Raw genomic sequence first — 19,742 nt, 5'->3', positions numbered from 1 at the left:
CTCAGTTCAGCGACGAATTTAAATTCATTGACCCGCAGCACATTGGTTCCGAATCTGAATCGTCGCCATTTTCTATACCTCTCCAAACAGCGCGTAAATGTCCTCGAGCGATCTGCACAATCTCAAGGTTCAGAAACGCCCTTGCTGTAGCGTGCGAATATTGTCCAGCGGGTCGGCATTTGGACCGTACCTTTCGGAAATTCAATCGACAAGTTCAGCGCAACATTGAGTGCCGGCCGCATTGACGCGGTGGCAGTTGCCACCGCCGCAGTGAATGAGGAACTGGAAGAGGATACTGAAGCGGGAGACGAGGACGGTGAGGATGACGACGAGGATGACGATGAGGATGACGATGAGGATGACGATGAGGATGACGATGACGATGAGGAAGCTGATTCGGATGAGCACGGAGCCCCCGGGTATAGGGCCCCCACAGTTTTATTGGAAATGTTATTTATATTTCCTTTCGGCATCAGGCATTCCAATGAGCTCGTCCTCATAAAGTGCCCGGTCGTAATAAACCGATGCAACTCGTTCGCCGCATCACTACCTTCAAAGACGAAACTGTGACGTTCGCTGAGCCCATTTAGCTTAGGAAACAACGAAAATTTTCCGTGCCAGCCGTGCAATACTCCGATTTTATCGTCGTTTTTTACTACGGTGATCCAATGGCCACTTTCCCCGCAAGCCGACAATTTCAGTATCTCGGAACGGCAGTTCGATGAAAATTTAATTTGCTTAGCTTGATTAACGCTCAAGTTTTCCTCCGCCCTCAAATTTTCGCTGTCATGAGACATGCTTGGCACGACATTAAGCTGTTGGCCGTCCGCAGGTGCCTGATAGATTTTTTCAGCATTTCCAGTGAAATAATCGTTCGACAGATATAACTTGATGAGGAAATCGGCAGTCCCTGAACAGTTGGTCAAGTACACAGGGTCAGGCTCGCCTTTCAGGTTCAATAAGAAAGTGGGATCGTATTTGTTCACGAAGGCCGGTATCTCACGCAATTCGAGCCCGTCCAGCTTATTCTTCAGCTTAGCCAGTTCCGACATGATGAGCTCCCTCTCGATTGACTTCCTCAACTTCGCTGCCCCGGCATTGCGAATGCGATAAAAGAGGCCCAGGTTCAGCTTACTCGAGGGGCGTGCGCAGCGCTAAGTGTCACAACGTATCACCGCAAAGGTAACATGAAGAATGACGCAGCCATGCGCCGAAAAAAATGCTCGATTTTGCGATGTGACACACGTGGCGGTTATTGCGGCTGCGATCTGGAAGGGTAATTCCCCTCCTTAATGTAAGAGCTAGAAAAGTCCGAAATAATCACGCACGGGGTGGAATCACTTGGTGCCAGGAGTACCAATGTGCTGAAGTAGGGACTTGAACTCCATGTTCATATTGAAATGGTGGATTTGGGACGATGAGACAAAGACTTTTCGAGTAGATGCCGATCGTTGAATTAATTTGCACGCCCCGTCATCATTGATGGTGGACACAACCCATAACCGCAATGGCAAGCAAAACAGTGAGAAGGTGGCGTGCGTGGCGCATGTACGGATTAACGTGCGTTCAAGCAAAAAAAAGCAATCGATGTGTTGAAAGCCAACGGCATTAGAAGTGATATTCCGCGCGAATCATCGGAGTTTGCGCGAGGCTACCTGGCACGTTTGATGGGTTACCAAACTTGTTGCGCCAGTACTGATATTCAAAGCCAGCCTTCAGCTTGCCCGGCTTCAGTCCCGCAGCTGCGCTGAAGTCATACATCACCTGCATGTCGATATTGGTCTCCGGCGCGGTGGGTCCGCCGAACTCATTGCGGCCCTTCTCGCCGATGTAGTTCATATACCCTTCGAACGACCAGCCGCTGCCCAGCGGGATACCCCAGGCGGCGTTCAGCATGGCGTGCGTGTCGTAGTGGTAGCGCTTGGACACGCCGATCGGCTCATTGCTTTCCCATAACGCCAGCAGGCTGATATTCAGGAAGCCAGGCACGTCGACCATCAGCGTCGGGCCCATCACCAGCATTTGCTTGCGCGAGGCGTAGCCATTGTCGTTCTTGTGGTTCCAGTCGAAGCCCGCGGTGAAGCCCAGGCCACGCATGCCGGCGCCTTTGAACTCCTTGCCGGAAAGCTTGCCGATATCGAGCGTGTGGCGGTAAAGCAGGTAGGTCTCGGTCGCCCTGTCGTCCTTGCGGTCGGACTTCAGGATGTCCAGGTTCATGTAATTGCTGCCGTACTGGTAGCCGCTGGCGTGGGTCAGGTTGATCACGCTCTTTCGGATGTCCTGGCCGTTGTACGGTTCGGCGAACTTGGTGCCGAAGCGGTAGCCGATGGAGTTGTCCATCCAGTCCAGCGCCAGGGCTGGCTGTGCGGCGCCGAGCGCCAGGGAGACAACGGCGGCGGTGCGCGCCAGCGGTGCGAATCGGGTCATGCGTCCTCCTGTTAGCGTAATTTAGGGGTGGCGTCGAGCTTGAACAACCCTACCACTTCTTCCAATCGTGCGGCCTGTTCGCTGAGCGATTGCGCGGCGGCGGCGGCTTCCTCTACCAGCGCGGCATTTTGCTGCGTGGTGTTATCCATCTGGGTGACGGCCTGGTTGACTTGGTCAATGCCCAGGCTTTGCTCCTGGCTCGCGCTGGCGATTTCCTGCATCAGGCCAGCTACGTTCTGCACGGACTTGACGATGTCCTGCATCGCGGCGCCGGCCGAATCGGCGAGCTTGCCGCCATCGGCCACCTGCTGCACTGATTCGGTGATCAGCTCCTTGATCTCTTTGGCCGCAGCGGCGCTGCGCTGGGCCAGGTTGCGCACCTCGCTGGCGACGACGGCAAAGCCGCGTCCCTGTTCGCCCGCGCGTGCTGCCTCAACAGCGGCGTTCAGCGCCAGGATATTAGTCTGGAACGCGATGCCGTCGATGACACCGATGATGTCGGAGATCTTGTTCGAGCTGGCAGTGATCGATGCCATCTTCTCGACCACCTGCCCCACCACGGCGCCGCCACGCTTGGCTGATTCAGCGGTACCGGCAACCAGCTTGTTGGCCTGTTCTGCGTTAGCGGTGTTGTTATGCACCGTCGACGTCAGTTCTTCCATCGCCGCCGCGGTTTCTTCCAGGTTCGAGGCTTGTCCTTCGGTGCGGGCCGACAAGTCCATATTGCCGCTGGCGATATCGCCCGTTGCGGCGCCAATGGCGCGGCTGCTGTCGCGCACGCGCAGGATGGTGCCGTTAAGCGATTCGACGAACTTGTTGAAGGCCGCTGCCAGGGCGCCCAGTTCGTCCTTCGACTGGACCGGCATGCGGCGGGTCAGGTCACCGCCGCCGCTGGCAATGTCTTCCAGCAGTTCGGCCGCCTTCGCCACCGGCGATGCGATTGCGCGGGCGATGGCAAAGATCGCCAGCAGCCCGATGCCGCCGCCGATGATGGCTGCGATCAGTGATGTCATGGCGGCGCCCCTTGCGATACCAGCCAATACTTCGGCTTCCGGCACTTGCGCCACCAGGTAGGCATTCAACTCGGGGATAAAGGACGATGCCACCAGGGTTTCGCCTTCGGCGCCTTTGAAACTGTCGGCCACGAAGGCTTCGCCGCCCAGCAGGCGTTTGGCCAGCGCTGGCGTCATGCCGTGCATCTCCGCCAACTGGTGCTTGCCGTCGACCATTTTCGGGTCGCGGTGGATCAGCACCGTGCCGTTGGCGCGCACCAGGAAGACGTAGCCGGACTGGCCCAGTTTGTAGTTGCGTACTGCCTCCGCCAGCGCGTTGACGGACAGGCCAAGGCCAGCCACGGCCTGCTTGCCGCCTGCGGTCTGCACGCGGGTGTTGATGAACAACATATACGTATCGGCGCTGACGTCTTTGTCGATGTCGAGCTGATAGGCCGAACTGCCGCTCAGGAAACCGTAGAACCATTGGTCACTGGCAGCCTTCTCGTTCAGCGTGCGGTCGTAGCCCTTGTCGGTGAAGTACTTGCCGGTCGCGCGCGAGACCCAGAACACGGTAGCCGCATTGTTTTTGGACTTCAGGTTCTTCGCCTCGGTCGTCCATGCGGCGACACCTTCTTCCGGCACGCCTGCTTCTTCCCATGCGTGCAGGAAGGTGTTGTTGGCCAGGGTTTGCGAGACCGCCAGCGGGGTGGCGATCTGGCGCAGCACATCATTGCGGATGGCCGATACCTGGCCCGGAAGTTCCTGCCGCAGCACGCGCTCGCGCGCCGCCTGGCTGGTCTTCATGATGCTGAGGGTGGAGGAAATAGCGATGAACAGCAGAAGGGTCAGGCCCATGCTGAGAAGAAGCTTGTGCCGGATGGACAAGCGGTGCAGCAATTCCATTCGATCTCCCGTGGCTGATTTGTTCAGCTTCAAGCATAACAATGCACGGGAGCCGCCACAATCAATCCAAACGAATATGGCGGATTCTCACAACAGCTACTACTACTCGATTACAGCCCTCAGTTCGGCGACCTGTGCAGCCAGTGCGGCGACTTCTTCGCGCAGGGAAGCGACTTCCTGCTCCAGTTGGGTCACCCGGTCGGCACGGCTGCCGCCGCCCTCGCCTGCTGCGCTTGCGCTGCCGCCGTAGGCGACGGCAGTGGCCTCGCGTGCCAGCGCATCTTCGCCGCCAAGCAGGTGGCCATAGCGCGGTTCACGCGAGCCTGGCGCCAAAGGCAGCTTGGAAACGATAGGCGGATACTTATCGATCAGGAATTGCAGGCCTGTTTCGACATCGGCGACCGACTTGAATTCGTGCATGCGGCCGGTGCGGGTGCGGATCTCACCGGCCGTTTGCGGGCCGCGCAGCATCAGGATGGTCAGGATTGCCAGCTTGTCCTGCTCCAGCGTCCACTTCATGCGCATGCGGTGTTCGTACTTGACCACGCGTGCGCCGGATTGGCTGACGGTGCCGACCAGCTTGCGCTCGGCCAGGCGGGCCAGTACGTCGGCCACGGTTTCTTCGCTGATCTGCATTACCGGCTCGCGGCTGGAGAGCTGGTTGCAGCCGTTTGTGAGCGCGTTCAGCGACAGCGGATAGTTATCCGGCGTCAGGCCTTCTTTTTCGGCCAGTACCGCGAGCACGCGGATTTCAAACGGGTCCAGAATGTCGTCCATGGTTTTTCCTTATTCGACCAGTTTGTTGAGTTCTGCCTGATCGAGCTTATCGCAGGCTTTGATGTCCGGACAGGATAAACCCGCCGCCTTCATGGCTGCCGACAGGCGCTCGATCTGTGCTTCCTGTGCCACTGCGTGGGTGATCAGGCTATGCAACGCCTTCGACAGCGGGTCGTCGCCGTTGGCGGTTACGCCATAGGCGGAGAAGAAGCGCGAGGATGGCGATGGTGTTGCGTGTTCTTTTTGTACCAGGTGGGCTGGGTTGCCAACCGCAGTGCCGCCGGCAGGTACCGGCTTCAATACCACGGCGTTGGAGCCGACCTTGGCGTATTCGCCGACCGTAAAGCCGCCCAGCACTTTGGCGCCGGCGCCGATGATCACGCCGCGTTCCAGCGTTGGGTGGCGCTTGGCGCCGGCGTGCAACGACGTGCCGCCGAGGGTGACGCCCTGGTAGATGGTGCAGTCGTCGCCGATTTCCGCGGTTTCGCCGATGACGACGCCAAAGCCGTGGTCGATGAAGACGCGGCGGCCGATGCTGGCGCCCGGGTGGATCTCGATGCCGGTGATGATGCGGGCCAGGTAGGAAATGAAGCGGCCCAGCCATTTCAGGCCGTGGGTCCAGCACCAGTGCGCCCAGCGGTGCATGACGATCGCTTGCAGCCCGGGGTAACAGGTCAGCACCTCCCAGCCATTGCGAGCTGCGGGATCGCGCTCGATGATGCTGCGGATGTCGTCACGGAGGTGGTCAAACATGGTGGTGCTTTGGGGGGATGTTGTTCAGGCAAATATCATAGCGCATCTGCCTGGGGCTTGCTGGAAGCCTAAACCGATACGCGGCGGCTGCGGGCAAGTGTCAGACCCCGCGGGTCTGACACTGGTTTAACGGTTCAGGCTTCGCGTGCAATACGCTGGCGGCGCGCTTCGTACAGGCACACGCCGGATGCGACCGAAACGTTCAGCGATTCCACCGAACCAAACATCGGGATCGACACCAGCACATCGCAGGTCTCGCGAGTCAGGCGGCGCATGCCCTCGCCTTCCGAACCCATGACGATTGCGGTCGGGCCGCTGTAATCGCCTTCGTACAGGGTCTTGTCGCCGTCATCGGAGGTGCCGATCAGCCAGATATCGCGTTCTTTCAGTTCGCGCAGGGTGCGCGCCAGGTTGGTCACGGTGATGAACGGTACCGATTCGGCCGCGCCGGAAGCCACCTTGGCAGCGGTGGCGTTCAGGCCTACGGAACGGTCTTTCGGCGCGATCACCGCATGCGCACCAGCGCCATCGGCCACGCGCAGGCAGGCGCCCAGGTTGTGCGGGTCGGTAATGCCGTCCAATACCAGCAGCAGTGGCGGGCCTTCCACCATGTCCAGCAGCTCGTCCAGGTTACGCGCCAGCGACAGCTGCGATGCGAAGGCGATCACGCCCTGGTGGCGGCGGGTGCCGACGATCTTGTCGAGGCGCTCGGATTCCACCGGCATCACACGCACGCCGGCAGCCTTGGCATTGGCGATCAGGTCTTTCATGCGGCGGTCGTCGCGGGCCTGGTCGAAGAAGATCTCTTCAACGCTGGAGGCTTCGTGGCGCAGGCGCGAGGTAACGGCGTGGAAGCCGAAAATCATTTTGTTCTTGGACATCGTAGTTCTCAAAATAAGTCCGGCGCCGAAGCGCCGGACGGGTGCTTATCGTTTTTTCTTAGGCTTTGCGGCCTTGGTCACGCGCTGGGCGGTGGTTTTCGGCTTGGCCTTTGCCGTTGGCTTGGCCGCCTTGCGCGAGGCGGGAGCCGTTGTGGCGTAAGGCGAAGAAGCTGCGCCGCGCTTGGAGTTCGTGCGGCCAGGGGCGCGCGTCGGCGCTTCGTCGCGTGCGGAGACCGACGGTGCGGCGGCACCGCGCGTGGCCTTGCGCTTGCGCGCAGCAGCTTGGTTGTCGTCTTCGTCAAAGCCGTCGAAATCGCCAAGCGAACCGACCAGGCCGCCGCCCTTGCGGGAACCCTTTTTACCTTGCGGCGGCAGGTTCGAAATTTCGCTGTCGGCCAGGCGCAGGTCGATCTTGCGCGACTCCAGGTCCACGCGAACCACCTGCACATTGACGCGACCGGTCAGCTGGTACCGCTTGCCGGTACGGCCGCCGCGCAGTTCGTGGCGCGCATCGTCGTATTCGAAGAAGTCGGCGCCCAGGTCGGTGATGTGCACCAGGCCTTCCACGAACAGTTGGTCCAGCTGAACGAAGATGCCGAAGTTGGTCACGCCGGTGATGATGCCGCTGAACTCTTCGCCCAGCTTGTCCTGCATGAAGTAGCACTTCAGCCAGGCTTCCACGTCGCGCGATGCTTCGTCGGCGCGGCGTTCGTTGGCCGAGCAGTGCACGCCAAGCGCGTCCCAGATGCTATGGTCGCCCTTGGATTTCTTCTCTTTGCCTTCCTGCTTGTCTTTCAGTGCCTGGCGGCGCTGAGCGTTCGAGATCGTGGTGTTCAGCACCGACTGGTCGTTGATCTTCGGCTCGTACTTCTTGCCCGCCAAAATCGCCTTGATGGCGCGGTGGGTCAGCAAGTCCGGATAACGGCGGATCGGGCTGGTGAAGTGGGCATACGCCTCATACGCCAGGCCGAAGTGGCCGATATTGTCAGGGCTGTAGACCGCCTGCTGCATGGAGCGCAGCAGCATGGTTTGCAGCAGTTGCGCATCCGGGCGCTCCTTGATCTTCTTCATCAAGTCGGCGTAATCGCGGGCTACCGGCGTATCGCCGCCGCCCAGCGACAGGCCGAGCTGCTTCAGGAAGTCGCGCACCTGGGTCAGCTTTTCCTTGGTCGGGCCGGCGTGGATACGGTAGGTGCCTGGGTGCTTGTGGCGCAGCAGCAGGTCCGCCGCGCAAACGTTGGCCGCCAGCATGCATTCTTCGATCAGCTTGTGCGCATCGTTGCGGGTGCGCGGGATGATCTTTTCGATCTTGCCGGCCGGGTTGCAGACGATGTAGGTCTCGGTGGTCTCGAAGTCGATCGCACCGCGTTCCTGGCGCGACTTCTGCAGCGCGTGGTAGATGTCGTACAGGTTCTGCAGGTGCGGCACGATTTCCGCGCGGCGCGCTGCTTCCGGGCCCTTGGTGTTGCCAAGGATGGCCGCCACTTCGGTATAGGTCAGGCGTGCAGCCGAGTGGATCACGGCCGGGTAGAACTGGTAAGCCTTGAGTTCACCTTGCGCGGTGATCACGGCGTCGCACACCAGCGTCAAACGGTCGACGCGCGGGTTCAGCGAGCACAGGCCGTTGGACAGCTTTTCCGGCAGCATCGGGATCACGCGGCGCGGGAAATAGACCGAGGTGCTGCGCTCGATGGCGTCGCCATCCAGGCCGTCGTTCGGCTTCACGTAGTGCGACACGTCGGCAATCGCCACGATCAGGCGGAAGGCCTTGCTGCGGCCGATCTTCACCGGTTCGCAATAGACGGCATCGTCGAAGTCGCGCGCGTCTTCGCCGTCAATGGTCACCAGCGGCACGTCGCGCAGGTCGACACGCTCGCCCCAATCGGCTTCGTGCACCACGTCCGGCAGCCTGGACGCCTGCTTCAGCGCGGCGTCCGAGAAAATATGCGGCACGCCGAACTTGCGCACGGCGATTTCGATTTCCATGCCCGGGTCGTCCATATCGCCCAGGACTTCAACAATCTTGCCGGACGGCTGCTTGAAGCGGCCAGGCTGCTCGGTCAGCTCCACGCTGACGATCTGGCCCGACTTGGCTTTGCCGACGGCGCCCTGCACCAGGATGTCCTGGCTGATGCGCTTGTCTTCCGGCGCCACGACCCACGCGCCGTTCTCCTTCAGCAGGCGGCCGATGATGTGGGTGGTGCCGCGCTGCACCACTTCGACAATGGTGCCTTCCGCGCGGCCGCGGCGGTCGTAACCGGTGATACGGCCCAGCACCTTGTCGCCGTGCAGCACCTTCTGCATTTCACGCTCGGCCAGGAACAGGTCTTCGCCCGGCTCGTCAGGAATCAGGAAGCCGTAGCCGTCGCGGTGGCTGGACACGCGCCCGGCAACGAATTCGGAATGGTCCGCCAGCACGTAGAAGCCACCGGTATCGGAACGGATCTGGCCGTCGCGCTCCATCGCATTCAAGCGGCGCGTCAGGACGGCATGGGATTCGGCTTTGACTTTGAGCGACAGCGCCAGCGTGCGCAGGTCGAGCGGCGCCTTGGCGCTGCGGAAGATGCCGAGAATCTCTTCGCGGCTAGGAATGATATGAGTGGAGTTCAAAAGTTCTTCAGTAATCTTTTTATTGGTTGTTAGTGTAACAGGAAGGGCCGCGCGCAAAAATCTTTCGCAGACCCTTTGACATCGGCAGAGTTTCCTCTATAATTCTGGCTCTCGCAGCGATGCGGGTATGGCGAGTCGATGTGCAGCGTGGAATGAAAGTTCATCTGGCGCAAAACTCACCAAAGCAGTATGATAGCAGATGTTGTTGCTAATGCCCACGTGGCGGAATTGGTAGACGCGCATGGTTCAGGTCCATGTGCCGCAAGGTGTGGGGGTTCGAGTCCCTCCGTGGGCACCAAAAATTCCGCGAAAAAGCCGCTGATCATTCAGCGGCTTTTTTGTTTTCCACCGTCGAATTCCCTTACGCCCTGGCCTTCCCTGCAGTTGCACGCCACGCCGGATCGGCGGCGCGCATGCTTCTTGCGGCATCCTCCCTACCCATCAATCCGTAGGAGACCGCCATGAAAACATTACTCGCCAGCCTTTTGCTGGCTGCCGGTAGCGCCTCTGCAGCCCCGGTTTTCCACTTCAACTACATCGCCGGCACCTCGCTCCAGGCGCAGCAGGGTTTCCAGGCCGCAGCCGCCCGCTGGTCAAGTTTGCTGAACGATAATGTGACGATAAATTTGACGGTCGGCTTCAACTCCCTCGGCGGCGGCATCCTGGGGCAAGCGGCCTCGGCCGAAGATTTCCATACCTATTCCTCAGTCCGCAATGCCTTGGCCGCCGATGCCACGTCCGCGGCAGACGCCGCCGCTGTCGCCCACCTGCCCGGCGGCGCAAGCTTCGGCATGCTGATCAACCGCACCGCCAACAATCCCAACGGCCCTGGCAGTTCGCTGCCCTATGTCGACAATGATGCAGACGCCAATAACCAGATCCTTTCCATCACGAATGCCGAAGCCAAGGCCATCGGCCTGGCCGTAACGCCGCAATCGCTGTCGGGCTGCATCGGCAACTGCGACGGCTTCATCCAGTTCAACAGCGATTTCCAGTTCGACTTCAACCCGAATAACGGCACCGACGCCAACGCCTTCGATTTCGTCGGCGTCGCGGCGCACGAAATCGGCCACGTGCTGGGCTTCATCAGCGGCGTCGATATCCTGGACGGCAACTCCCCGCCCTACAACGGGCCGTTTAACGACAACCTGTTCACCTACGTCTCCGCGCTTGACCTGTTCCGCTACTCCGCCATGAGCGCAGCGCACGGCGTGATCGACTGGACCGCCGACAACCGCGCCAAGTATTTCTCGCTCGACGGCACCACGGTCGGGCCAGGATTTTCCACCGGCGTGAACTTCGGCGACGGCCGCCAGGCCAGCCACTGGAAGGACAACCTGTTCATCGGCCTGATGGACCCGACCGCAGGCCTCGGCGAAACCTTGCATATCAGCGGCAACGACGTCCTGGCGATGGATGCCATCGGCTGGAATGTGGCGGCCATTCCCGAGCCATCGGGCTGGGCCATGCTGGGCGCCGGCTTGTTGCTGCTCTCGATACGCCAACGTAGCCGTTCCAACAAGCTTTCCTAAATGTCTTGACGGGTGGGCATCGGGCCATTACTATGCGTGCCTCGTTGCAGAACAACGCGACAATGCCCACGTGGCGGAATTGGTAGACGCGCATGGTTCAGGTCCATGTGCCGCAAGGTGTGGGGGTTCGAGTCCCTCCGTGGGCACCAAAAAATTCCGCAAAAAAGCCGCTGAAAAGCGGCTTTTTTGTTTCAGGAATAGATGGCGACTCCCCCATCTACCCGCGATCGCAATTCAGCCAGCATCTGCTTCTCAGAGAGATCCGCAGCCCAGGCAGGCCGCAACTGGAAGTGGGGTTCGTCATGGAACGTCTTCCAGTTCCCTCCCCATTCGAGCCCCAGGTCTACGCCCAAGGCGCCAACCGCCTTGTACTTCGGGGACTCACCCAGGTACTTACTTCCCTCGAACACCCCCACATCGAATGCAATGCCGAAGTTATGATTGGAATGACCGCCGCGCACCTTGGTGACAATATCTCCCTCGGTAGTCCGTCCTTGCTCATACAGGGCATTTTGTTCCGCAAAGGTCCTCAGGCCGCTGATGATCTTGATCGTGATCCCAACGGCCGCAGCTTTTTGCACCAGCGCACGGGCAAATGGCTGCGCTTCCGGCAATAGCGTGGCAATGACCCTCTCACTACGGCTATCGGCAAGTGCGATCGTTCCCGACGGCGCCGCGCCCTGTTTCGGCTTGGGGACGATGCGTCCGTAGATCGCCCCCCAAGTCTGCGGGCCGCCCTTGCCGTCAACTTCGATCCCGAGTTCCTGCTGGACTGCAGCAATCATTTCTTCGATACGCATGGTGTTCTCCCTATCCCTCTTTTCGAGCCGCTGGTTTGTCGAATCCTGCTTTCACTGCCGCCGGCGGCAACCACACTTCAATCGTGTTCCTGGTCGGCGTATACACTTTTGACAATTGGCGAACCTGCCATTCCGGGTGCTGCACCAGTCCACCGAGGGCCTTCGCGCATGCCTGCATTGCGTCCGTGTGGTAAATCACCGTCGGCTCAGGGACGGGCGATGGCGGCTGGCGCGCCAGCCTTCGTGCTGAAGCATTCACATCCTCGATGGGCTGGACCGACGCGCCCACAGCCCGCCACGGATCCCGAAGCTGCCGCACCTTCTCGCGTCCTTCGTTGCCATAGATCTGGATGAAGATTTGCGCGCCCTGGCAAAGCTGCGTCGCAGGCTTCGTTTCCAAAACCTCGCTGGCTGGCTGCCGGCCCTGGGATGCGTCGCCCGACGGCGCCGCCGGAGGCGGATACGGGGCGCCGGACTTTGGTGCGGCCTCGCCGCCGCTCACCGTGGCGTCGGCAAGCACCGCCTGTTCGCAAAGACTATTTGGAATCTGATCGGGATCGCGGACCGCTGGATCGTATCTTGCCCAATAGCCCAAACTGCGCTCCACCGGGGTCTTGCTTCGCAATGGACGCGGGCACGCGGTGTCCGAAGTCAGCAAGGTGTGGCAGGCTGGATAGGTTTGCTGCAGCGGCTTGCAATGCAGCGCCGCATCCTGGATGACGGCAACCGCGTAGGGTTGCTTCAGCAGCTCCTGCTGCTGGCCCGCCTCCAGCGACTGCCAGACATACATCACTTCAGCGGCGAGGCGCGCCGCGCTGCGTTCAGCGTCCACCGAGCCACCGCTTTTAAGGTCGGCGTAAGCCGCATACAGCGGCCTGAGGAGATCCCGGTCGGGGTCCTGGCCGGCGCCGGGCGGCGTGGCTTTGTCGAAGGCCATACCCACCCCGCTGACTGCCGTCAACAACGCACCCAGGCCGACCGTTGCTCCTGCCGCCCGTCGAACGGCAAGGCGCACAGGGCTGCGCCCGGGATCTTCTTCCTTGTCCCCGGGCTCGCTCGCAGCCGCCTGGTCTTGCTGGCCATCCTTGTCGATCGGGCGAGCCGGCACTGCGGCCGCAGCGGGCAAGGAGTCCGCTAAACGCTCCACGCGCTCGAGCATTTCACCCGACAGGTAATTGCCAATGTATCGCCCCAGCGAGAAATAGCTCTCCCATTGATCCTCTGCGAAGAACTGGTCCGCCGTGCTTTGCTGTGGGAAGCTGTCGTTGTCGCGGGCGTAGTTGTGCACGTCCTCGGGCAAATCCCTCATCAGCGCAGGCTTGACCAGCACCAGCACGCCCTTCTCGTCGCTCGCCTGCTCTCCGTAGTCGATCTGCGCCAGGGCAATACAGGCATTGCATTTGTCGGAAACCAGGTCGTCCAGGGTGCCGACACCGCGCTGCTTCAGTTCGGCATCCGGCCGAATGAACCGGATGCTGGCACCGAGGTCGATACGGGCCCGCCGCAGCAGGTTTTCCAGGTCGTCAAAGCGATATTCGGGATCGGCGCCGCAATCGGCCAGCACAATCAGCTTGCAGCGCTCGCGAAGCAGCGGAAAGACTCCGGTGTTCTCGCAATGGCCACCATCACTGAGGTACTGGAATACATGTTCGGTGCCGGGCAACTGGCCGAACAACTCGGCGAGCAGGTATTTGTATTTCGGCACCAGTCCGGCACCGGAGGCAAGGCCGGGACGCGGCCCGCCGGAATCCCACCAATAGCCCAGCCTGATGCCAAGTGAGGTCAGCATCGCGGCGTAGCCAGGGCTGCTGCCGCTGCCATGCCCTGGCGCTACCGCGGCCCCGGAAATCGCCATCCAGGTGCCCACCGAATGTTCGGTGCCTTCTTTGAGTTGCCGCCATTCTTCAAGGCCGACGCGGTAATGCTTCGGCCCCACCACAGTCATGAGCTCTCCCTGGCGGTCGATATTGAACGCACCCTTGCGCTGGAACGTCTGGTTGACGCAGACGTTCATCAGATGCACCGGCCCGCCGTGCTTGTGCGGCTCATAATCGGACAGCTTGATGTCGTTCTTGCAGGCGCCGAGGTAAGCCTTGATCAGCCGCGACCGATAAAAATCGTGCAGCGACGAGCGGTTCAGGAATTGCAGGTGGCGCCCGGTGAACAGCACCCACACCATGGCCATACACGCCAGCCCGGCCAGCCAAGCCCAGGCGGCGCCGAAATCAACCTGCCCGGTCAATGAGTCCCACGCCTGGCTGGTGGCAAGCGCATGCACGACGGCGGTCCAGAAAATCGCCAGCGCAACCAGTCCGATCCGCCCGCCATAATCGACCAGCGTGGACATATTCAAGATGCGGGCAAAGTAGCTGCCCGGGGTCGCTTGCTGTGCCAGCGGCATCAGCACGCGGAAGACCGGCAGCAGCAGGACAAAGCCCACGCCAAGTACGCTGAGCACGCGCGGATTGTTGGCAATGCGCCATGCAATCCAATCGATCGCGCCCAGCAACAGCAACACGATCGCCAGGCTATACGCCAGGGTCAACAGGCTGTCGTCGCTGTTGCCCGCCCTGTGCCAGTACATGACGACAGAACATCCAGCCATCAAAAGCGGGATCACCAAGGCAAGCCATATGGTGGGCAACTGCGACACCGCATCCCATATTGCGAGCGCCTGCTGCTGGCCCGCCCCAGTCCTGCTCCAGATTAACTGGTTCATGGCTTCCCAGGCCAACAGGTCGACCGCGCCCAGCGCGCATCCGAGCATGATGCCGAGCATGCCGATTTCCAGGTGGATGCCCAGGAGGTTGCGCAGGAAGGTCACCACCACGGACTTCAGGTCGCCCACGCCACGCGGATTCAAATACCGGCTGTTGGCGCGCAGCCATTTGCGCAGCACGGACCGCTCCCCTGCCGCCAGCTCTTTTTGCAGGGCCTCCGCATCGTCGCCGGCCTGGGCCAGCCGGCCGAGCATGGCGCCGATATAGCCTCCGCCAGATACCGTCGACATCAGGTCGAAGCGCCAGAACTGCCTGTTGGCCGCCAATGCAGCTATAAGGCCGTAACAGAACGTCGCGCTCCTGACCCCGCCGCCTGACAGCGCGATGCCCCAGCGCCCTGGCTGCGGGATGTTTTCGCCTAGATGCTTGCGCCGCTCGGCCACCAGATCGTCCAGCTCGCTGCCCGCTGCGGCTGGTGCATTGCCCCCGTCCATGCTGCCCCCCTCATGACTCAATCGGTTAAGTTTTGAGTTTGCGCAGGAAGCACTTACATGAGGCTAAAAACCTGCAAAAAGATAATTCTTGAGTTTTTCCAAAGACCGTTTCAAACGGCGTCCGCCTGCCCTTGACTATGAGGGGGCAAGCCACCCTTTTGTTGCGCCATTGCACTTTGGGCCGAGAAACAAGATTGCATGAAAAAATCAATTTCCCCTTGACCAAACCGGCCCTGCCAATTAATATGCGTGCCTCTGTTGCACACAACACCGCAGCAGAGAGTTGAAGAAGTTAGCGCCCACGTGGCGGAATTGGTAGACGCGCATGGTTCAGGTCCATGTGCCGCAAGGTGTGGGGGTTCGAGTCCCTCCGTGGGCACCAAACGCTAATTTCTGAGACAAATGCAGTACCAGTGCCCACGTGGCGGAATTGGTAGACGCGCATGGTTCAGGTCCATGTGCCGCAAGGTGTGGGGGTTCGAGTCCCTCCGTGGGCACCAAGAATTCCGCAAAAAAGCTCCCCTCGGGGAGCTTTTTTCATTTATGCGCTCAGCGCCGCTTCCACTGCCTGCGATACGCTGCGGGTTGGACGTCCGATCAGCTTCTCCAGCGCTTTCCCATCATCGAACAAGCCGCCGCGCGCAGTGCCGGCATCCGAATCGGCCAGCAGCTCAGGCCACGGCGCTGGCACGCCCACGCCGGCCAGCACGGCGGCGAAGTCCGCCTGCGGCAAGTCGCGGTAGACCGCAGCCTTGCCCGACTGGCGCGCCGCTTCTGCCATCAACTCCGCCAGCGTAAAGGAGGTGCTGCCAGCCAGTTCATACACCTGCTGCGGCGCTTCCGCAGTCAGCACGGCCACGGCGGCGGCGGCGTAATCGGCGCGGGCGGCGGCGGAAATACGGCCCTCGCCTGCACTGCCAACCATCTCCCCGCGCTGCGCAGCGCCGGCGATGCGGCCGTTGAAATTCTCGAAATACCAGCCATTGCGCAGCAAGGAATACGCCAGGCCGCTGTCGCGGATCGCTGTTTCGGTGGCGACGTGCTCCTCTGCCAGGCGCAGCGGCGAGGTATCAGCGCGCAGGATGCTGGTATAGGCCAGCAGCTTCACGCCTGCACGCTTGGCCGCGTCGACCACGGCGCGGTGCTGCGCCGAGCGTTTGCCGACCTCATTACCCGAGACCAGCAGCACACGCTCGGCACCGGCGAGTGCGGAATCCAGGCTGGCTGGATCGGTGTAGTCCGCGCGGCGTAGCTGCACGCCACGCGCCGCCAGGTGCGCCGCCTTGGCCGGGTCGCGCACGGCAGCCACGATTTGCGCTGCCGGCACTTTTTCCAGCAAACCCTGCACCACCAGTTGACCCAATGCGCCCGAGGCGCCAGTTACGACGATCATGTTTTTCTCCTTGGTTGAAAACAATGTAGGGCTATAATAGGACTAACACTAACTTTTCGTAAGTACGCACTTTTTAGTAAGTATGGAAAAAACTTCAAAATCCCTGCGCGCCGCCCTGGCCCGCCAGTCCGAAAGGCCAGGCAATGTGCTGGCGCCGGATTGTCCGTCGCGGGCTGTATTGAGCCATGTAACGAGCCGCTGGGGCGTCCTGGTGCTGGTGGTGCTGCTCGGCGGCACCCACCGTTTCAGCCAGTTGCGCAGGGAAGTGGGCGGCGTCAGCGAGAAAATGCTGGCGCAGACCCTGGTCGCGCTGGAAGGCGACGGCTTCGTGCTGCGCACCGCCCTGCCCGTGATCCCGCCCCATGTCGAATACAGCCTGACGCCGCTTGGCCGTGAAGTTGCCGGTCGCCTGGAGGTGCTGGTCGACTGGATTGAGGACAACCTGCCAAGCATCCTCACTTCGCAAGTCCGGACGGAGGCCGAGGCCAGCTTGTAATACACTGGCAGCGTGGAACAGAACAACACCATCCTCGTGGCAACCGGCGCCAGTCTCGATGTGGCGGCGCTGGAGCTGGCGCTCGCCCGGCACCAGTACCGGGTTGAATCGGTCACCAGCGGCCAGCATGCGCTCGAGGTGGCCGCCGCCGGCGGCGTGGTGCTGGTGCTGCTGGATACCGCGCTGGCCGGCGGCGCCGCGCTGGAGCTGACCGGCCAGCTGACCCAGGCCGACGCCGACCGCCGCATTCCGGTGCTGCTCATGTCGCACCGCCCGACCAACGACGAAAAGGAGCGCGCCGTCCGCGCCGGCGCCGACGGCTACTTCACCCTGCCCCTGGCCACCACCAGCGTCGTCGACCACGTCCTGTTTGCGCTGCAGGGCCAGCGCATCGGCGGCTTCGACCTCGAAGTGAACTACCACATGATGGCGGCCGCTTCGCCGGACGCCGTGGTGCTGATCGACATGGACAGCGGCCGTCCCGTCGACCTGAATCATCGCGCCGAACAGCTTCTTGGCCGCAGCGCGCTGGAACTGCTGACCGCTCCGTTTTCCTCCTTTTGCGATCCCCTGGAAATGAACGCCATGATGCAAAGCGTGCTGGCAGGCGAGCTGCGCGTGCACCGCATCACCCTGCGCCACAGCAGCGGGCACTCGGTCGAATGCAATGCCCGCGGCGTGCGGATCGCCAAGCCGGGCCGGCGCCTGTTCCATATCCGCATGGTGGACGTCACCGGCACCCAGCGCGCCGACGATTTGCGCGTCGGCCAGGAGCGGCTGCTGGAAATGATGGCGCGCGGCGTGCCGCTGGAAGATACGCTGCACAAGCTGGTGCAACTGGTCGAATCGCAATCGGCAGGCGTGCTGTGCTCCGTCATGCTGCTCGACGAAGACGGTGTCCATATGCGCTGCGCCTGCTGCCCCAGCCTGCCAGCGGCCTACGCCGCCCTGCTTGAAGGATTGGCCATCGGTCCCGGCGTGGGCTCCTGCGGCACCGCCATGCATCGGCGCGAAGCCGTGGTGGTGTCGGATATCGAACACGACCCGCTATGGGCGCCCTACCTCGACCTGATTCGCGGCTTCGGCCTGCGCGCCTGCTGGTCCATGCCCATCATGCAGGACGAGCACACCGTGCTGGGCTCCTTCGCCATGTATTACCGCACCGTGCGCCATCCGGATAACGAAGAACAGCGCCTGATCGGCGTTGCCAGCCACCTGGCCAGCATCGCTATCGAGCGCGCCCGCCGCGAAGCCGAACTGGCGCGCCACCGCAGCCACCTGGAAGAACTGGTCGAAGCGCGCACCGCCGAACTGACACGCGCCAAGCAGCACGCGGAACTGACCAGCGAAGAACTGCAATCGGCGCTGGAAAACCTCAGCATGACGCAGGATGAACTGGTGCGGCGCGACAAGCTGGCCGCGCTGGGCTCCCTGGTGGCTGGCGTGGCGCATGAACTGAATACGCCGATCGGCAATAGCCTGATCACCGCCACCACCCTGGCCGACCACACCGCGGCCCTGAGCACCCAGGTCGACGCTGGCATCCGCCGCTCGGAGCTGGACGCCTACCTGGAGCGCGCGCGCGAAGCGGGCGACATCATCCAGCGCAACCTGCAGCGCGCCGCCAGCCTGGTTGGCAGTTTCAAGCAGATCGCCGTGGAAACCACCGATACCCAGCGCCGCCACTTCTTCCTCGACCAGCTGCTGCAGGAAATGCTGGCGCCCCTGTGGGCCAGCCTGCCACAGCCGCGCCCCAGCCTGGTGCTGGACGTGGTACCCGGCCTGCAGCTGGACAGCTACCCGATCCCGCTGAGCCAGGCGCTGGGGCACCTGATCGACAACTGCATCATCCATGCCTTCAGCGCGCCTGGAGACGGCGAGCCGACCGTCACCATTACCGCCAGCGCGGAAGGCAGCGACGTGCTGCTGTCCGTGGCCGACAACGGCATCGGCATTCCGCCCGAGCACCTGCGCCGCGTGTTCGACCCGTTCTACACCACACGGCTCGGGGCCGGCCAGTCGGGCCTGGGCCTGTACATCACCCACAATATCGTGACCGGCGTGCTGGCGGGCCATATCGACGTGGCCAGCACGCCCGGCCACGGCAGCACCTTCACCATCCGCCTGCCGGCCTCCGCACCGCTATGAAACGACTCCTGATCCCGACCCTGCTGCTGGCCGCCCTGGCCACCGGCATCGCCAGCGCCCGCCCGGCCTGGTGGTACCTGTACCAAAGCCGCATCGACGGCCAGCGCGCCTGTTCGCAAACCCCGCTTGGCGAGGGCTGGGTACAAATGGCCGGCCCGTTTAAAGATGCCCATTGCGAAAACTTGGTGCGTAATAAATAATGAAGTCAAAGCAAGAAGCAGCGCCATCCCACAACCACAAGGAGACCGTATGTTTCAGAATCCCGAGCAGTTCGCCAACGCCACCAAGACGCTGTTTGAGTTCCAGCTGGAGACCTTCAACACCCTGACCAACCGCGCCATGCAAGGGGTGGAGCAAGCGGTGGCCCTGAATATCGCCACGGCGCGCAAGGCGCTGGACGACCAGATCGACGCCGGCCGCAAGGTCAATGCTTCCGTCACGCCGCAGGAGGCGCTGGACGTGATCAACGCCCGCCTGCAGCCCGGCATGGCCGCCACCAACGCCTATAACCAGCAGCTGGGCGCCCTGCTGACCGAAATGTCGACCGACTTCCACAAAGCCGCCGACGCCCACCTGGCCGAGGCCAAATCCAACCTGAGCGCCCTGATTTACGACGTGACCCAGAACGTACGCCCCGGTTCGGACAATGCCGTCGAAATTGTCAAAAAAGCCATTGAGAATGCATTCAAGGGCTATGAACAGGTAACCCAGGCGACGCGCGATGCCGTCACCGCCTTCGAACAGCAAGTAGAAAAGGCCAGTTCCGTTTCCAAGAAGTGACAGCGCAGCGGGTGACGCGCTATACTGTATATA

Annotated in this window: 15 protein-coding genes and 4 tRNA genes; 9 read left to right on the top strand and 10 right to left on the bottom strand. The window is 61.7% G+C overall.

Going from position 1 to position 19,742, the window contains the following annotated elements; all coding sequences use genetic code 11:
- Window positions 1-122: 122 nt before the first annotated feature.
- The 7 genes from ASE26_RS31085 to rnr all read right to left on the bottom strand — a co-directional run bounded on the left by ASE26_RS31085 (window position 123) and on the right by rnr (window position 9,346).
- The gene (locus ASE26_RS31085) at window positions 123-1,052 is read right to left on the bottom strand and encodes a hypothetical protein (RefSeq protein ID WP_082507112.1); all 930 of its coding nucleotides are present in this window, start codon (window positions 1,050-1,052) and stop codon (window positions 123-125) included.
- Between the two features lie 556 nt (window positions 1,053-1,608).
- Entirely contained in the window at window positions 1,609-2,427 is an 819-nt protein-coding gene (locus ASE26_RS20610) for a hypothetical protein (RefSeq protein WP_055925627.1), read from the bottom strand.
- Between the two features lie 11 nt (window positions 2,428-2,438).
- Complete coding sequence (locus ASE26_RS20605) at window positions 2,439-4,325, bottom strand: methyl-accepting chemotaxis protein (protein ID WP_057246852.1); 1,887 nt, start codon at window positions 4,323-4,325, stop codon at window positions 2,439-2,441.
- A gap of 102 nt (window positions 4,326-4,427) precedes the next feature.
- Window positions 4,428-5,102, bottom strand: coding sequence for a YceH family protein (locus ASE26_RS20600; protein ID WP_057246851.1), 675 nt, complete (start codon window positions 5,100-5,102; stop codon window positions 4,428-4,430).
- Window positions 5,103-5,111: 9 nt separating this feature from the next.
- Window positions 5,112-5,855, bottom strand: a complete 744-nt coding sequence (gene cysE, locus ASE26_RS20595) for a serine O-acetyltransferase (protein WP_055925618.1) — start codon at window positions 5,853-5,855, stop codon at window positions 5,112-5,114.
- Between the two features lie 134 nt (window positions 5,856-5,989).
- Window positions 5,990-6,721, bottom strand: coding sequence for a 23S rRNA (guanosine(2251)-2'-O)-methyltransferase RlmB (gene rlmB, locus ASE26_RS20590; RefSeq protein WP_200953757.1), 732 nt, complete (start codon window positions 6,719-6,721; stop codon window positions 5,990-5,992).
- 60 nt (window positions 6,722-6,781) lie between these two features.
- Window positions 6,782-9,346: a ribonuclease R gene (rnr, locus tag ASE26_RS20585; protein WP_082507111.1), complete on the bottom strand. Its 2,565-nt coding sequence runs from the start codon at window positions 9,344-9,346 to the stop codon at window positions 6,782-6,784.
- A 213-nt stretch (window positions 9,347-9,559) separates the two neighbouring features.
- On the opposite strand from rnr, the gene ASE26_RS20580 reads away from it, so the two are divergent.
- The 3 genes from ASE26_RS20580 to ASE26_RS20570 all read left to right on the top strand — a co-directional run bounded on the left by ASE26_RS20580 (window position 9,560) and on the right by ASE26_RS20570 (window position 11,027).
- Window positions 9,560-9,644 (top strand) — tRNA-Leu (locus tag ASE26_RS20580).
- Window positions 9,645-9,807: 163 nt separating this feature from the next.
- Window positions 9,808-10,878 carry an NF038122 family metalloprotease gene (locus ASE26_RS20575; protein WP_055925612.1) on the top strand — a complete coding sequence of 357 codons (1,071 nt, stop codon included), beginning with the start codon at window positions 9,808-9,810 and terminating at the stop codon, window positions 10,876-10,878.
- A gap of 64 nt (window positions 10,879-10,942) precedes the next feature.
- Window positions 10,943-11,027, top strand: a tRNA-Leu gene (locus ASE26_RS20570).
- 42 nt (window positions 11,028-11,069) lie between these two features.
- On the opposite strand, the gene ASE26_RS20565 is transcribed toward ASE26_RS20570, so the two are convergent.
- Together ASE26_RS20565 and ASE26_RS20560 are read right to left on the bottom strand one after the other, a co-directional pair.
- Window positions 11,070-11,678, bottom strand: coding sequence for a M15 family metallopeptidase (locus ASE26_RS20565; protein ID WP_057246850.1), 609 nt, complete (start codon window positions 11,676-11,678; stop codon window positions 11,070-11,072).
- Between the two features lie 10 nt (window positions 11,679-11,688).
- Window positions 11,689-14,892: a patatin-like phospholipase family protein gene (locus tag ASE26_RS20560; protein ID WP_055925606.1), complete on the bottom strand. Its 3,204-nt coding sequence runs from the start codon at window positions 14,890-14,892 to the stop codon at window positions 11,689-11,691.
- Window positions 14,893-15,189: 297 nt separating this feature from the next.
- Between ASE26_RS20560 and ASE26_RS20555 the strand changes: the two genes are divergently transcribed.
- Together ASE26_RS20555 and ASE26_RS20550 are read left to right on the top strand one after the other, a co-directional pair.
- A tRNA-Leu gene (locus ASE26_RS20555) sits at window positions 15,190-15,274 on the top strand.
- Between the two features lie 33 nt (window positions 15,275-15,307).
- Window positions 15,308-15,392 (top strand) — tRNA-Leu (locus tag ASE26_RS20550).
- A gap of 41 nt (window positions 15,393-15,433) precedes the next feature.
- Here the strand turns inward: ASE26_RS20550 and ASE26_RS20545 are convergent.
- Window positions 15,434-16,285, bottom strand: coding sequence for an NAD(P)H-binding protein (locus tag ASE26_RS20545; RefSeq protein ID WP_057246849.1), 852 nt, complete (start codon window positions 16,283-16,285; stop codon window positions 15,434-15,436).
- 82 nt (window positions 16,286-16,367) lie between these two features.
- Here ASE26_RS20545 and ASE26_RS20540 point away from each other — a divergent pair, with 82 nt between their 5' ends.
- From ASE26_RS20540 to ASE26_RS20525, 4 genes are read left to right on the top strand one after another with little or no spacing between them, the layout of a single operon-like run.
- Window positions 16,368-16,781 carry a helix-turn-helix domain-containing protein gene (locus tag ASE26_RS20540; protein WP_055925600.1) on the top strand — a complete coding sequence of 138 codons (414 nt, stop codon included), beginning with the start codon at window positions 16,368-16,370 and terminating at the stop codon, window positions 16,779-16,781.
- A gap of 12 nt (window positions 16,782-16,793) precedes the next feature.
- Complete coding sequence (locus ASE26_RS20535) at window positions 16,794-18,929, top strand: ATP-binding protein (RefSeq protein WP_055925596.1); 2,136 nt, start codon at window positions 16,794-16,796, stop codon at window positions 18,927-18,929.
- The gene (locus tag ASE26_RS20530; RefSeq protein WP_055925593.1) at window positions 18,926-19,129 is read left to right on the top strand and encodes a hypothetical protein; all 204 of its coding nucleotides are present in this window, start codon (window positions 18,926-18,928) and stop codon (window positions 19,127-19,129) included. The genes ASE26_RS20535 and ASE26_RS20530 overlap by 4 nt, the downstream gene beginning before the upstream one ends.
- Window positions 19,130-19,178: 49 nt before the next feature.
- A complete protein-coding gene (locus ASE26_RS20525; protein WP_057246848.1) occupies window positions 19,179-19,709 on the top strand; it encodes a phasin family protein in 531 nt (176 codons plus the stop codon).
- Window positions 19,710-19,742 lie beyond the last annotated feature (33 nt).

The organism is Duganella sp. Root198D2 (genome assembly GCF_001428585.1).
Lineage (GTDB): Bacteria > Pseudomonadota > Gammaproteobacteria > Burkholderiales > Burkholderiaceae_D > Rugamonas.
Note: the sequence above shows the minus strand (reverse complement) of the source record. Positions and strands in the feature narration are given on the sequence as shown.